12 protein-coding genes are annotated in these 15,017 nt (G+C 41.1%); 6 read left to right on the top strand and 6 right to left on the bottom strand.

From position 1 onward, the window contains the following. Nucleotides 1-36: 36 nt before the first annotated feature. Together B9G53_RS08435 and B9G53_RS08430 are read right to left on the bottom strand one after the other, a co-directional pair. Nucleotides 37-1,725, bottom strand: a complete 1,689-nt coding sequence (locus B9G53_RS08435; protein WP_094531138.1) for an AarF/ABC1/UbiB kinase family protein — start codon at nucleotides 1,723-1,725, stop codon at nucleotides 37-39. Between the two features lie 178 nt (nucleotides 1,726-1,903). Then, complete coding sequence (locus B9G53_RS08430; protein ID WP_094531136.1) at nucleotides 1,904-2,893, bottom strand: tRNA-dihydrouridine synthase; 990 nt, start codon at nucleotides 2,891-2,893, stop codon at nucleotides 1,904-1,906. An 87-nt stretch (nucleotides 2,894-2,980) separates the two neighbouring features. On the opposite strand from B9G53_RS08430, the gene B9G53_RS08425 reads away from it, so the two are divergent. Together B9G53_RS08425 and B9G53_RS08420 are read left to right on the top strand one after the other, a co-directional pair. Next, a complete protein-coding gene (locus B9G53_RS08425; protein WP_254923591.1) occupies nucleotides 2,981-3,649 on the top strand; it encodes a GIY-YIG nuclease family protein in 669 nt (222 codons plus the stop codon). A 51-nt stretch (nucleotides 3,650-3,700) separates the two neighbouring features. Beyond that, nucleotides 3,701-3,895 (top strand): hypothetical protein, encoded by a 195-nt coding sequence (locus B9G53_RS08420; protein WP_141211738.1) that lies wholly within the window; start codon nucleotides 3,701-3,703, stop codon nucleotides 3,893-3,895. A 1-nt stretch (nucleotide 3,896) separates the two neighbouring features. On the opposite strand, the gene B9G53_RS08415 is transcribed toward B9G53_RS08420, so the two are convergent. Together B9G53_RS08415 and B9G53_RS26750 are read right to left on the bottom strand one after the other, a co-directional pair. Beyond that, nucleotides 3,897-5,078: a glycosyltransferase family 4 protein gene (locus tag B9G53_RS08415; protein WP_094531129.1), complete on the bottom strand. Its 1,182-nt coding sequence runs from the start codon at nucleotides 5,076-5,078 to the stop codon at nucleotides 3,897-3,899. Nucleotides 5,079-5,379: 301 nt separating this feature from the next. Beyond that, nucleotides 5,380-5,568 (bottom strand): hypothetical protein, encoded by a 189-nt coding sequence (locus tag B9G53_RS26750; protein ID WP_141211737.1) that lies wholly within the window; start codon nucleotides 5,566-5,568, stop codon nucleotides 5,380-5,382. Nucleotides 5,569-5,600: 32 nt separating this feature from the next. Here B9G53_RS26750 and B9G53_RS08410 point away from each other — a divergent pair, with 32 nt between their 5' ends. The 4 genes from B9G53_RS08410 (at nucleotide 5,601) to B9G53_RS08395 (ending at nucleotide 12,240) form a co-directional block, all read left to right on the top strand. Beyond that, nucleotides 5,601-6,803 (top strand): hypothetical protein, encoded by a 1,203-nt coding sequence (locus B9G53_RS08410; protein WP_094531127.1) that lies wholly within the window; start codon nucleotides 5,601-5,603, stop codon nucleotides 6,801-6,803. Nucleotides 6,804-6,943: 140 nt separating this feature from the next. After that, nucleotides 6,944-7,231 (top strand): DUF3288 family protein, encoded by a 288-nt coding sequence (locus B9G53_RS08405; protein WP_094531125.1) that lies wholly within the window; start codon nucleotides 6,944-6,946, stop codon nucleotides 7,229-7,231. A 386-nt stretch (nucleotides 7,232-7,617) separates the two neighbouring features. Beyond that, on the top strand, nucleotides 7,618-11,139 hold the full coding sequence (locus B9G53_RS08400; RefSeq protein ID WP_094531123.1) for a response regulator: 3,522 nt from the start codon (nucleotides 7,618-7,620) through the stop codon (nucleotides 11,137-11,139). Between the two features lie 135 nt (nucleotides 11,140-11,274). Then, a complete protein-coding gene (locus B9G53_RS08395) occupies nucleotides 11,275-12,240 on the top strand; it encodes an exopolyphosphatase (protein ID WP_094531121.1) in 966 nt (321 codons plus the stop codon). A 73-nt stretch (nucleotides 12,241-12,313) separates the two neighbouring features. Here B9G53_RS08395 and rdgB read toward each other — a convergent pair whose 3' ends face one another. Together rdgB and B9G53_RS08385 are read right to left on the bottom strand one after the other, a co-directional pair. Beyond that, nucleotides 12,314-12,907 carry an RdgB/HAM1 family non-canonical purine NTP pyrophosphatase gene (gene rdgB / locus B9G53_RS08390; protein ID WP_094531119.1) on the bottom strand — a complete coding sequence of 198 codons (594 nt, stop codon included), beginning with the start codon at nucleotides 12,905-12,907 and terminating at the stop codon, nucleotides 12,314-12,316. Nucleotides 12,908-13,005: 98 nt separating this feature from the next. Continuing rightward, on the bottom strand, nucleotides 13,006-14,991 hold the full coding sequence (locus B9G53_RS08385) for a DUF3352 domain-containing protein (RefSeq protein WP_176453148.1): 1,986 nt from the start codon (nucleotides 14,989-14,991) through the stop codon (nucleotides 13,006-13,008). Nucleotides 14,992-15,017: the final 26 nt, after the last annotated feature.

Here is a 15,017-nt window from a genome sequence, read left to right as displayed (position 1 = left end):
CCTTTTTGGGGATTACTTAGAGAATTAATTATGAAATCAATTTTGAAAAACAGCGAAGGGGAGAGCAGCAGCGATCGCCTTAGGCATTGCTCCAGTCAAAGTCTTAACTGCCATATTCCATAACTTCGCAGGTTCTAAGTCAGCACCGATCATTTGCCAGATTCGCATTAACTCCTCAGTATGCAAACGATTGTCCTCAGTGAGAGCTAGCAATATACGGCGGCGGATATATTCGCCATCTTTAGAAGCTAGGAACTTAAAGCCCATGCTGGCAGTAGGAATGATGTCAAACTGACCGTCGGATTTAGCGATCGCCAATAAATTCTCTAACCTTGACCATTGGAATTTATCGTCCTTAAAGAGAATTTCGAGTAACCTTTGACGCAGACTGTCAGACTCATCGGTGAGTAATCGTCTTGCCACATAGGGATAGGCAACCTGCACGATCCGAAATTCTGGATTGAGACTTAGAGCCACACCTTCTTGAGTGATCACAGAGCGAATAATCAGCGCAAATTTAGCAGGTAAACAGAAGGGATAGTCATACATCACCTTAGAGAAGCGATCGGTGACAACTTTAAAGTTGAAGTCCTTTACCTTCTCAGACATGATATCGCCCAGTACTGATTCCAGGGCATTCACAATTGGCTTCATCTCGATATCTGGTTGCAAGAATCCAAGTCTCACATAGTCTTGTCCTAGCTCATCGTAGTCCTTATTCAGTAAGTGAACGACCGAATCAACTAACTGCTCTTTAGTTTGCAGATCCAACTGATCCATCATCCCAAAATCGATATAGGCCATCTTGCCATCGTAGGTGGCAAAAAGATTTCCTGGGTGAGGATCGGCGTGGAAAAAACCAAATTCGAGAAGTTGACGTAAACCTGACATTACACCGATTCTCACGAGATTGTCGGTATTCAAGCCTGCCGATTTAATTTGTTCGATCTCATTAAGCTTGATGCCATTAATCCATTCTAAGGTCAGGACTTTATGGGTGCTGTACTGACGATAGATCGATGGAACTTTAACATCAGGATCATTTTTGAAGTAACCAGCAAAGCGCTCAGCATTAGTTGCTTCATGGGCATAGTCAATTTCTTCAAATAATTTTAAACCGAACTCATCAACGATCGCTTGAAGACTATTACCTAAATTAAGTGGCAATAGTGGTCCCAGCCAGCCAGCAATCCAACGCATCAGGTAAAGATCGAGCGTTAGCGTCGGAATTAGGGTGGGGCGTTGTACTTTCACCGCTACTTCTTCCCCTGAATACAAGGTCGCCTTGTAAACCTGACCTAAACTTGCCGCAGCAACAGGATCTTCAGAAATATTGCGATAAACTGTGTGAACGGGCTTACCTAGCTCTGACTCAATGATGGCAAAGGCTTGCTCGTTAGAGAATGGTGGTAACTGGTCTTGAAGTTTGGTTAGTTCTTCTAAAAAGTCTACCCGTACTAAATCGGGACGGGTTGATAATGCTTGTCCAACCTTGATATAGGTGGGGCCAAGTACTGTAATAATGCGTCGTAACTGTTCAGCGAGTTTAGGCTGACTCACTGTGTTACCAGTCAAGACATCCCAGCCAAAAGCTAGTCCAAAACTGATTGCAAAATAAATTATTTTAAAAATCCGACTAATCGCTAACCAAGGACGACGACCGTAATATGCGGCATTGGCTTTGGCATCGTATCGATTTAGCTGCTCAAGAGGATGCTGACTCACGCTGGTAATTACCGTTTTTTATATCCCATTAATCTATCAGTATACAAAACTACATAATATAGTGGTAATAATTTTTAAATAGTTACAGCGCCTTGCGCTTTCTTAAACCCCAAGGAATTTTTTAAAATGCTGGCGTAGCCAGCATTTTAAAAAATTCCTTGGGCTATACAAACCCTGACTAAGCTTGGCTTTGGGACTCACAGCTAGGACGAGCTACAAGATTTTCGTATGGCTCGATCGCAAAAGGTTGTTCAGGATTTGCCAATAAATGGCGATCGCATAAATCAAAAAGTTCTTGCTTTGACTGCACCAAGCGCATTCCTAACAAAAATTTGCCTTCAGGATCGATGCCAGTGCCAATAAAATTCAAGAACTTCTTCAAACTATTCACATGGGATTTTTCTCTAAGTGTGTCTTGGCAAGTAATCGTAAATAAATGCTGAATATATTTATGCACATCCGCAAGGGTAATCACTTGGACGGTCTTCCCAGCAAAGCGATCGCGTATTTGTTGAAAAATCCAAGGATTGCGGATAGCCGATCGCCCAATCATTACGCCTGCTGCACCCGTCTCCTGTAGAACCTGTTCAGCTTTGAGGTAGGAAGTAATATTACCATTCGCTAATACAGGGCAATTCACAGTTTGTACTGCTTGACGGATCAAGTCATAATGCACTTCGCCACGATATAACTCCTTGACGGTGCGACCATGCAAGCTCAGGAGATCAATTTGGTATTGATTAATTAAATTTAAAAGTTTTTCAAAATTATCAGTTGATTCAAAACCCACGCGCATTTTTACGGTGAAAAGTCCCGAAATTTGCGATCGCAAAGCATCAAAAATCCTCTCAATGGTTTCAGGCTCGCGCAATAAACCGCCACCAACATTTTTGCGATAGACACGCGGCGCAGGACAGCCCAAATTTAAATCGATTCCAGCGATCGGATATTTTGTAAGCTGGTGAGCAATCCGCAACATATCAGGAATACTTTCGCCAATTAATTGAGCAAATACAGGTCTTCCCGTTGTATTGAGGGTAATTGACCTAAGAATTTTCTTATCGATATTGGAATTAGCATAGACTCGAAAGTATTCTGTCACATAATAATCAGGACAGCCGTATGCGCTTAACATTTGCATGAAAGCGAGATCGGTTACATCTTGCATTGGTGCAAGGGCTGTCAGCGGTTGTCCAGATAAAATTGGTGGCGGTAAAGTTTCTGGCAAAGTGGCTAACTATAATTGTGAACTGTGATGTATAAAGCAAGATTCACGATTATAACAATCCCTATGAGCGATCGCCCCACTCAATACAACAGCAAAGATGAGAATAAATCCTCTGAGTATAAACAGGGATCGCTCTTTAATGAAGGGATTCAGCGAACTTCGCGAGTTTATGACAGTAGCGCGAATTATGAAATGGGAAGTCAGTCTTTACAGGGCTGGAAACAGGTGATCGCGAAGTACCAGAGTTCTATCACCACAATGATCCCCGCAGTTCAAACATCTCTATTTGACATGCCGTCTAGTCACTGCGATCCCCATACGATTAATCCCTTTTCCTTACCAATTCAACCTGCGGAATTCTATCGATTGCCTAGTTGTGGTAGTGACGACGCTTGCATATACTTTGTGATCGATCTCACCAGCGAGACGCAATCACCCGTGTTACTGTATATAGGTGAGACATGTCGTTCTCATAAGCGATGGAAAGGAATGCATGACTGCAAACGGTATCTCCTTAATTACCGTGAACTGCATACCACCCACAATGTGCCGACACAAGTTGTCATGACCTTCTGGTGGAATGCTCCTTCAGCCACACGACCCCGACAACAACTAGAAAGAATCTTGATCGAGAAATGGCGATCGCCCTTCAATAAAGAAAACTGGAACTTTTGGGGAACTCCTTTTGTAAATTGATTCGTCTGTAACTACATATACTCAAGCAATATTGTAAACATGAAAAATATTATGTCCTCTCACAATTTGAATCCAAACCCTGATTCCAGCGAATTATGGTTTACCAAATTTTTTATTGGCAGCATGGTTTCGATCGCTCTTTTGACAGTGCTTTTATCTTTTCTGCCTTCACCATCAGGGTTACGCAACTCACCACAAATTAAAACCTTATTGCTAAAATCACAAACTATTTCTGCTGTGGTCTAACCTAATAATGTTTGACCTTTAAAAAAACAGCTTCAGTTTGTTCTGCGAGTTTCCCCCACGCAAAGCGTTCTCTTAGCTCTGACTGGGCATTTTGAACTAAGGTTTTGGCGTATTCAGGATTTTGTAAAACTTCGATGATCCCCTCAGCTAAGGAATCAGCATCATTAACTCGCGTTACTAGTCCCGTAACTTTATGACGAACTACTTCTGGTAATCCGCCCGTATCAGAAACTACGAGTGGAATCTTGGCAGCAAAACTCTCAAGGGCGACGATGCCAAATGGCTCATACAAGCTGGGAAACACTGCACAATTAGCCACTTTCTGAAATTTCCAAAAGTCAACATCTGCCATAAAGCCAGTAAATAAAACTTTGTGATAGATCCCCAGATCCCAAGCTTGTCGTTGTAGCAAAATTGAATAAGCATCGCCAGTCCCAATAATTACTAGACGCACTTGATCATTCATCGCCGCAATTACCTTTGGCATGGCATTAAGCAAGATGTAAATTCCTTTTTCATAGGTTATCCGTCCTACAAAGTAGATGATCGCTTCCTCAGGTTTGGCGTATCGCGCTCGTAGATCTTCAAGATCATGTTGATGCTCCGCAGTGATATTTTGCCAACGCTCAACACTTAGCCCGTTATAAACCACATCAGTCTTTTCGGCAGGACAATCTAGCGCCCGTTGCAATTCGCCACGCATATACTCAGAACAGACAATCACTCGTTGGGATGCTTGAGTTAAGAGGATTTCCCGATGGTGAATATATCTTTGTGTGTCGTTGTGAATCCCGTGGCATCGTCCATATTCTGTAGCATGGATCGTGGTAACTAGCGGAATCTGAAATTCGTTAGTAATGGCGATCGCCGTTTCTTCAACCAACCAATCATGGGCATGGAGTAAATCCATAGAATTAACTGCCAAAAACTCTCTCGCAAAGTTCAGCATATTCATATTCATTTGCCAAACCCATTGGAAAAAGTCATTATTGACTCCAACAGGGATGCGGTATACATGAATGCCATCAACTATCACTTCTAATGGCTCATTTTCGACAGCGACAGTGATTAAATGTACCTCATGACCACGCTTAACAATTTCAGGATATAGCTCAGCTACGTGGCGAGAAATTCCTCCAATGATGCGTGGTGGAAATTCCCAAGCTAGAGCGAGAATACGCATGATATTTAAGTGGTGTTTATGTTAATAAAGACGGTGGTTAAAGCAAGAATAAGAACTAAGTAATTAAGCTTAACTAAACTATAGCAATTATGTATATCAATCCTAAATGGTTTATAAGAGTTTGCCACTTTGGGGCAAACTCTTATAAACCATTTAGTCTCATGAATGAATTAGGATTGCTACATGTATCGGGACGCAGGAAGTAAAGGTAAAATTAAGGATAGGGCTTTGTTTGCTGTTTATAGCTTTTAAAACATAAAGATTTAAGGGAATACAAAGCCTTGTAACCAAATCCTCATTCCTATAGCGATCGCTTTACAATTACTGACAATACTTTGCTGTTAAACAAACCACAATATTTTTGTTGAAACTGTTGCAGAGAAACACTTTTAACAAAAATATTGGGTTTGTCTTCAGCGTAAAGCGTTGTAATACTAAGAAATGGCTCAAGATATGTTACTCTCACTGCATAATTTGTGATACTTTTCATGACAACCGTGTGAATTGTGACAGGAGGCAGTTATGACAGAAAACAAAACTAAAGAAGTAATTGAGGGCGTTTCTAAGCAAGTTGGGCAGACTTGGACAAAAGTGCAGCCGCAGTTGCAAGCGCTATTACTTAAACTTGTTAAAAGTTTGTTGCCTGCACTGCGTAACCTACAAACGAAGCTCACTAAATCAAATTTGACGACCACGGATGGTGAGGATACATCCTCCACTACAACAAGTACCGAGAATCCTTCTAGCAATCCTACGATCAATAAAGCTTTAGATATAGGGAAGGTACTTTCAGCTAAGGCGATCGCCGCTTTAATTGTTGCCTTAACGAAACTTCAACAAAGTCTAGAAGGTCAAGAAAGTACTTTAGATGCGACAGGTGAAGCAGCAGGTTTACTTAATGCCTCGACAGAAGCCGACTCTCCCCTAGTAGCCCAAGTTAAGCAGGAGTTTGGCATTGCTTGGAAATTTGTCAAAGAGCAAGTCACACCAAAAATTTTGGCATTCTTACAACTCTCTGTAGACAAGCTCGATCCGATCGCCACCAATATTTGGCAAAAAACTTCGGCTAAAGCGGCGGCTACCCCTTCTTTAGTAAATTCTTGGGAAAAGCTCCAAGAAAACGATGCTTGGAAAAAGACTGTAACTGCGACTGCGCCAATTTGGCGATCCATCAGTGGGATTGCGGTACAGGTTCCCCTGTCTGATGAGGTTAAACGGATTCTGGATAAGCGGGCTGGTACTGTGGCTTTGGTCACTTTATTTTCTCTATTGATTATTCTGAAGCCATCCCATGCCCACAGCCAAAATGTTAAGAAGGTTGCAGATACACCAGCACCGATTAACAAGCCAGTTAGCACTGTTGCTAAGAAGCAAGCACCAGTTGTCAATAAAGATTTGGTAAAGCCAGAACGGGGTGATGTACCTCTTACATCCGAACAAATTGCGATCGCCAAAATCCAAACCCAAGTTTCCGAAGTAGCAAAGCAGTACGGCGAATCTTTATTTGGTTCGGTACAGACCGACTTTAAGCGTGGACGATTGGTTGTGGCGCTCAATGACGAATGGTACAAGTTGGAGCCAAGTCAGCAAACTCAATTGGTGACAGATTTACAAAATCGTTCTCAGTCGCTGAATTTCAAGAAACTATTCGTGGCTGATGCTGAAAATCATCTAATTGCACGTACCCCTGTCACTGGTAACGAAGTAGTTATTTTGAGGCAATAATATAAACGGCGCTTTGCGCCCTTTATATGTAGATGGGCATAATTAATTACAAACCCAAATCCGTAAAGTTGCTCCCCTGTGGGGAGCAACTTTACGGATTTGGGTAATTTATTTTGCACAAGTACTTAGTATGAGTTTTTATGGCAGAAGTAAAAGATCAGAGACATCCTCAGTACACCAAAGATCGTCAAATCGTAAATGAATTATTGGCGCAAATCACGCCAAGTAATCGCGATTATGCCGAGCTAGCTCGTTTGAGTATTCGCTATAAAGGATTTGTAGGAGCGCGAGATATTCAGGCGGATTTACTCAAGGTTCTCCATAATTGGCAGTTAACTGAGGAAGAATTATTTACCAAAACCCGACAGATCCATGCGATCGGCAAGGTCTATATGGGGAGGGATGAAGGTCAAGACGACTGGGCTTAGCCAAAAAAGAGATGGAGTGCCAAGCGCTCTATCTCTTTTTTGGGATTAATTCAGAATAGCAACGGTTATACTTAATAGAATAGGTTCATCATATAGCAGTCCTAAATCATTTGTAGATTTTTGGGTTTGTGGAAGCGCACCCCTTCGGGGTGCGCTTCCACAAACCATTTAGGATTGCTATATTACTCGTAACCTATAACCAAAAAGCATATAAATGTACAGATACGGCTAATTTCAATAGAACTAAACTCTATATTTCGCGAAAGGTTTAGAGCGTGTCTAAGAAGCCAATATACATAATTTTTCGGCTAAAGCAAAACTTCTCAAACACGCTCTTAGTAGTTATTCTTTATGATTTGCTATAGGGTACTTTTTATAAATATTCAATGTTTAATTTTGCAAATAACCTGATCTCGTCACACAATTCACAATCATTACCTACTCAAGTAAAGGTTTTGATTGTAGATAATAGTGAAAAAGATCGGTCTATTTATCGCCATTATATTCAAGCGGATGTCACCACTAACTATCAGATTACAGAATCTGACAATATCAAAGAGGCACTATTTCTTTGGCGATCGCAGAATCCAGACATCATGTTGCTGGACTTTAATTTGCTTGATGGGAATGGAATCGATCTTTTAGAGATTATCAGCTCAGGGATTGTTGATCCCAAGCTACCAGTAATTATGCTGACTGGATATGAAGATGGTATTACCGCCGCTAATGCGATCAAACTGGGGGCTGCCGACTATTTGATCAAGGATGAGATTAGTGCTGTATTGTTGCGTCGAGCTATACACAGATTGCTGGATCGGTTTACCTTATTTCATAAACTTCAGCGATCGCAACAACAAGAGGCTTTAATCTCTGAAATTTCTCTGCACGTTAGGCGATCATTGGAACTCAATAAAATTTATGAAGCGATCGTCCAAGATGTTAAAGACTTTCTCAAGGCTGATCGCACTGTAATTTACAAGTTCAATCCGAACATGAGTGGCATAATCGTCGCTGAAGCTGTCGATCCTCCTTGGGAGCCAAGTCTTCACAGCAATATTGTTGATACTTGTTTTCGCGATAACTTAGGGGGCGCATACCGACAGGGTAAAATTTTTGCTGCCAATGATATTCATAAGGCTAATTTAACTGATTGTCATATTCAATTGTTAGAACGATTTCAAGTAAAAGCGAATTTAGTAGTTCCCATTCTTTTACCTGAAACCACTCAGTATTTTGATATTGATGCCAGTAATTCTTCCCCTCTTCTATGGGGGCTACTAGTTGTTCATCAATGTTCAACTACACGTAGTTGGGAAGATGTAGATTTACGACTACTTCAGCAATTATCAGTACAATTAGCGATCGCTATTCAACAAGCAGAACTCTATCAAAATCTGCAAAATCTCAACTCTTCTTTAGAAGAAAAAGTACAAAAACGTACTAATGAATTAAGGCAGAATGAGCAATTGCTAAAGGTGTCTTTTGATAATGCGCCAATGGGGATGGCGACACTTAGTTTAGAAGGAAAATTTTTAACTGTTAATAAAGATATTTGTAAGATCTATGGCTATACTCCTGAAGAATTACTGCAAATATCTGCTATTGATATCACTCATCCTGATTCTATCGAGTTAACTTTAGCGCATCTAAACAAACTATTAGTAGGAGAAACGGAAAGTACAATTCTAGAAAAACAATACATCCACAAAAATGGTGAAATAGTTGATGCGATCAGTCGTGTCAGCTTAATCCGAGATATTGATAACTGTCCTGTACAGTTTGTCGTGAGTGTTGAGGATATCACTGAGAAAAAACAAAATGATGCGAAATTAGCTGCTGCGACGGTAGCCGAAGCTTCTAACAAAGCTAAGAGTGAATTCTTGGCTGCAATGAGTCACGAGATCCGCACACCCATGAATGCGGTCATTGGTATGGCTGGACTCTTAAGTAATACACCTCTTTCCCCTCAACAACACCAATTTGTTGCGGGGATTCGACAAGGTGGCGAAGTTCTTCTATCAGTGATTAATAAGATTCTGGACTTCTCTCAAATTGAATCGGGTACAATCGAACTAGAAGAACATCCCTTTGATTTAGGAACTTGTATTGAAGAGATCCTCGACTTGATGTCCTCTCAGGCTGCCGAGAAATCTCTAGAGCTATCGGCTCTAATTGATTTGGACGTACCGCAACGGATTATTAGTGACTCCACTTGTCTGCGACAGATTTTAGTAAATCTGGTTGGTAATGCGATCAAATTTACAGAAAATGGGGAAGTAGCGATTAGGGTGAGTTCGACTTTGATCGAGTCAGACTCAGATACCTATCAACTAAATTTTGCCGTGCGTGATACAGGAATTGGGATAGATCTAGCGTCGATCAAGCGACTGTTTAAACCTTTTAGCCAAGCAGATAGTTCGATTACGAGGCAATATGGTGGTACGGGCTTAGGATTAGCAATCAGTAAGCAACTTTGTAAACTCATGGGAGGCGAAATTCAAGTTGAAAGTACAGTGGGGCAGGGGACAACTTTTAGCTTCTTTATCCGCACTCAAGCGATCGCTGTAGAAGCTTTGGCGATCGCCCCTGAACTAAACCAAAAAAAGGTATTGATCGTTAATAGCAATGCCACAATTCAACAAGTGATTCAGGTTTATACTGAGGCATGGGGTATATTTGGGCAATCCGCCTTCTCTGAAGTGGAAGCTTTACAATGCTTAAGTTCATCAAAATATGATGCTATCTTAATTGACCGTCATCTCCAATCAATAGATCGATTAATAGATGGATTAGATTTAGCTAGAAATATTCACGAGCTTTTCCCCTCTTTACCAATTATTCTGTTAACTTCAGTCGCATCTATTGATATTCCTAGTTCTATTCGTGTTACTGGCTATTTAACCAAGCCAATTACAGCATCAAAGCTTTATCAAGTATTTTCAAACCTGTTTTTAACTGATTCCTCTCAATCAATAAGCCTCATCAATACTTCCCAACTAAACAGTAATTTTGCGAGTCGCTATCCTTTCCAAATTTTGATTGTAGAAGACAACTCTGTAAATCAGCAAATTCTTTTATTAATGCTAGAACGTTTAGGATATAAAGGAGATGCAGTAGCAAATGGATTGGAAGCGGTTAATGCTTTAGAAAGACAAGCCTATGATTTAGTTTTTATGGATATACAAATGCCCATCATGGATGGTTTGATGGCTTGTCAGCATATTCGACGGATGCCAAGACGCAATCCTTGGGTGATTGGGCTTTCGGCAAATGCCTTTAAAGAATCTCGTGATACAGCTCTATCGGCGGGAATGAATGATTACCTGACCAAACCACTCCAAATTGAAGATTTAATTACGACTCTACAAAGAATTTCAGAGAATTTACAATTAAGTAAACCTCAGTCTGAGCAAACTAAAGCTGAACTGCAAACTCAAAACCTAGAACCATTAACAAAGCAATTACTTGAGCCATCAAAAGCCAAATTTAGTGATATTGAGCAATCTATTACTACATCTAATGTCTACTTACAAGTAGCTGCTTCTATAGCTGGGCTTGCGGTAATTAATGCGTCAACCTTAAATATTTTAGAGAAATGTATAAGTAAACAGGCGCTTGGTGAAATCATTAACTCTTACTTAACAGAATCAGGACAAGCGATCGCGAGAATGCGGCAAGCTTTAAATCAACTAGATTTTGCAACTATCAGTTTTGAAAACCATTCACTGAGAGGCGGATGCGGTACATTAGGAGCCGATAGACTTGTCGCAATCTGTAAAGAATTAAGCCATTTTTGTAAATCGAATAGTCATCCTAGCAAGGTCGAAACCATAGATGTAATACTTCAGAAATTAGAGCTTGAGTTTGATAAAGTATCTCAATCATTGCAACAAAAAATTTCTTCTTGACTCCAAAATCATTATTTCTTTGGCACTACCTCCCTATACTTAAGAACTTTATTGGCTACCGCTATAGTTAAACGCAAAGCGCTATAGTTATGAACAGAATCGTAATATTTGTAAGATTATCAAAGGTCTCAGCTTATGTCAGCCGCAACCAAAAAATATCGATTAATTACGCGTAGCGACTTCGACGGTGTTGTCAGTGCCGTATTGCTCAAAGAACTCGATATGATCGATGAGATCCTATTCGTCCATCCTAAAGATGTCCAAGATGGTAAGGTCGAGGTCTGCGATCGCGATATTTTGACTAACTTGCCATATATAGAAGGCGCATATTTAGTCTTTGATCACCATACAAGTGAAACGATGCGAATTTATGATACGCCTGAAAATCATATTATCGAAGGTGAAGCTCCATCGGCGGCAAGAGTTGTTTATAACTATTATGGTGGCAAATTAAAGTTTCCCCAGATCTCGCAAGCAATGATGCAAGCAGTAGACAAATGCGATTCAGCACAGTTTGATATAGATGACATTCTCCATCCTCAGGGATGGGTATTATTGAGCTTTTTAATGGATTCGCGGACAGGTTTGGGGAGATTTCGTGAGTTTACGATTTCTAACTATGCCTTAATGATGGAATTGGTAGAGGCTTGTCGGAGCATGACCATTGAACAAATTATGGAACTTCCGAATGTTAAAGAGAGAGTAGAACTTTATTTTGTGCAGCAAGAGATATTTAAGAGACAGATTCAGCACTGTGCGGAAGTCCACGATAAACTGGTTATAGTGAACTTGCAGAAAGAAGAAACAATCTATGCAGGCAATCGCTTTATGGTTTATGCTCTATATCCTGAGTGTAATATCTCTATTCATCAGATGTGGGGAAGACAAAAACAGAATTCTGTTTTTGCAGTTGGCAAGTCAGTTCTCAATCGTACCTGTTCGATCAATATTGGTGAGCTGATGTTGAGGTACGAAGGTGGTGGACATGCTAATGCGGGTACTTGTCAGATTAATAACGAACAAGCGGAAGAAGTCAAACAGGAACTAATTGATATTATTACCAGAAATAATGTGATTCAGTCAGTGATGTCACTCGAATAACTTTCAACGGCTTGCTAAGCAAGACTTTCCCCAAAGACAAGTGGCGGCGCTTCGCGCCGCCACTTGTCTTTTTCTATAGGATATGTTGCAATTTAGAGCGCAGTATGGAGAGCGCATTAGCACGATGGCTTATTTTGGCTTTAATTTCTGGTGGAATTTCGCCAAAGGTCTGCTGAAACTCTGGTATTAAGAAAATCGGATCATATCCAAATCCATGATTACCACGGGGAGCATTGGCGATCGCCCCTTTGCAAACGCCAACAGCATCAGCAGCGATCTCGCCATCGGGTGAGGCGATCGCGATCGCACAAATAAATTGCGCTTCCCGATTAGAGTGATGACTAAGTTCAGATAAAACTCGATTAATGCGATCGCTATCTGTGTCAGCATACCTTGCGGAAAGTACTCCTGGAGCGCCATCCAGAGCGATTACTTCTAACCCAGAGTCATCGGCGATCGCCCATTCTCCCGTAGCGATCGCCACTTGAGAAGCCTTAAGATGAGCGTTCTCAACAAAAGTTGTGCCTGTTTCCTCGACATCAATACTGTCAGGTTTGGGAATCAGCGTTACACCTAGGTCTGCTAAATAAGCGCGAAACTCTTCTATCTTGCCAGCATTTCCGCTGGCAATTACTAATTTTTGCAGTTGAGTTGACATATCAGACATTTGTTAAACCATCATTGCTATGGGAATCATATATGATTCCCATAGCAATGATGCTATAAATTGTCTTGCTATAGCAACGCAAGATGTTGCGATTGAGGCTATGGATTTAGTCCAAGGAAGAAATCAGACTGAAAGCGATCTCTAGTTTCGGAATAGACAAAAACTGCACCCCCAAGTCGATCAATTGCCTTTTGGATCTCGGCGGGTAGCACTGGTTGCGATGACTTATCTTGACTGGGTGGAATATCAGAATTAGGTGCGAACAAGAGGAATCCCAAAGTCGCGACTTGTTTGGCGATCGCATTAGCATTGAGATAAAAATAGCCAAAGTTTGGTTGGGGCATATCGGCGATCGCATCGCGAAACATCTCTGATTCAGCCAGAGCAGGCTTAGGGATGGGAATAAAAGCCGATGCAGTATTTGCACCCAAGGTCAACATTAAAGTCTGGCGATCGCGCCAGCCATAGGCAAAAATGCTCTGGGTTTTACCCGCAACTCGATTATCAGGAAACTCAAAGCTGGTTAGTAAAGTAGTCCCCACTTGACGCTTTTTCAATTGGAGAATATTCTCGTCCATTTCCGTAAATCCAGTAAAAAATTTGGCTAATTTGGCAAGAGTTGCATTAGCCGCTTCAGGATTGGATGTACGAATTAATGCTCCTATGGTCAGATCAACACCAATCTCTTTAAAAGGAGAGTGATCGCTAGGAAACACAACAACTGCGTATTCTCCATCCATCCAAGAGATAATATCTTTCTCAATGTCGAGATCTAATCCAGAACCAACAATCAAAGGAGTAATCATTCGCAATCCTTCAACAAAAATTTTGTAGGACGGTTGCATTTTTGACTCTTCCACAAACCATTGCCATTGACGATTGAGATTGCGGCTGGTAATTGCTCCATAGAGATTTGAGGGCAGGTAAGACAGCAGACGATCGCGAGTTTCGGTATCCTTGGGTAGAGGCGATCGCCCTTCCGAGAAATAACTATTACTCTGACTACGAATACCTTTGGGCGTTACCCATGTAAATAGATCAAAACTGCTGTACTGCCCCAACGTATATTTCAAGCCTTCAATATATTCTGCTCGACTAAATCCCGGAATTTCCGAAGTCTCAGGTAGATCCGCAGCCACAAGCTCAGAAATTTGACCCAGCCCTTTAAAATCACCGTAACCTGCAATCAGCGATCGGTTCCACAGAGGATTATTGAGCGATCGCAAAAACAGAGGATGATCAGCGAGAGGTGTTAACCTCAGTTCAGAAGTTTCAATAGATGTGTCAATCATTTTCTGGATTGCTTGGCGATTGGTAGAAATCACCGCAACTCCACTCGGTAACTTGGCGATCGCGAAGCGTTTTAAGCTGAAATCAGGAACGCTAGGTAAAATTGGTTCTTCTTCAGAATCAGCATCTTCTTCTTGATCATCTGTATCAGGCGCATTATCTTGTTTATTGCTTAACAAAGATTTCAATGTGATTGCTGGTTTTTTCTGAGATAGAACTGGTTTCTTGTCTCCAATAGATTCTTCTTCTAGTTGCCATTCCAGAATTTTGACATTTTGATACAGCGTTTCTGTCGGTTTTGGCAAATCGAGACTCTTTAACTTATTCAGAAAAAGCTCAAATTTCTGTCCATCTGCAACTGGAGATAAAGCTGTAAAAGTTAACTCCAGTTTGTCTTCGGTATTCGCCGAAAAGGCGATCGCCATTTCTTTGCCCAGCCAAGGTTGAATATCCTTAGCAATGGAGATTTCGGGAAATTGACCGAAAAATGTCAATAATTTGTCAAGTGCAGAAATTGGATCAGTAGTTTGAGATTTGCCTAACGCATTCCAAGAGTCTGCATTCAGATCAACCACAACTAATCCGATTACATCTATGGGAATCTGCTTAGCGAGATCAAGAGAACGTCGGGCAAATTGACTAGATGCAGGATTCTGGATATTCCCAGTGGCAATAGTACTTAGAAAGTTCGTTGATTTGGGACTAACAGATACATCTTTAAGGGAATTAGCGATCGCAGGCAAAGCTGAAGTACTAGCACTAATCGCCAAAATTGTGGCAAACAAACTCCTCACAGAATAAACCCTCTTTAAAGTAAACG

The sequence above is a fragment of the Pseudanabaena sp. SR411 genome, from assembly GCF_002251945.1.
GTDB lineage: Bacteria > Cyanobacteriota > Cyanobacteriia > Pseudanabaenales > Pseudanabaenaceae > Pseudanabaena.
This window is presented reverse-complemented; position numbering and strand designations above follow the sequence as displayed.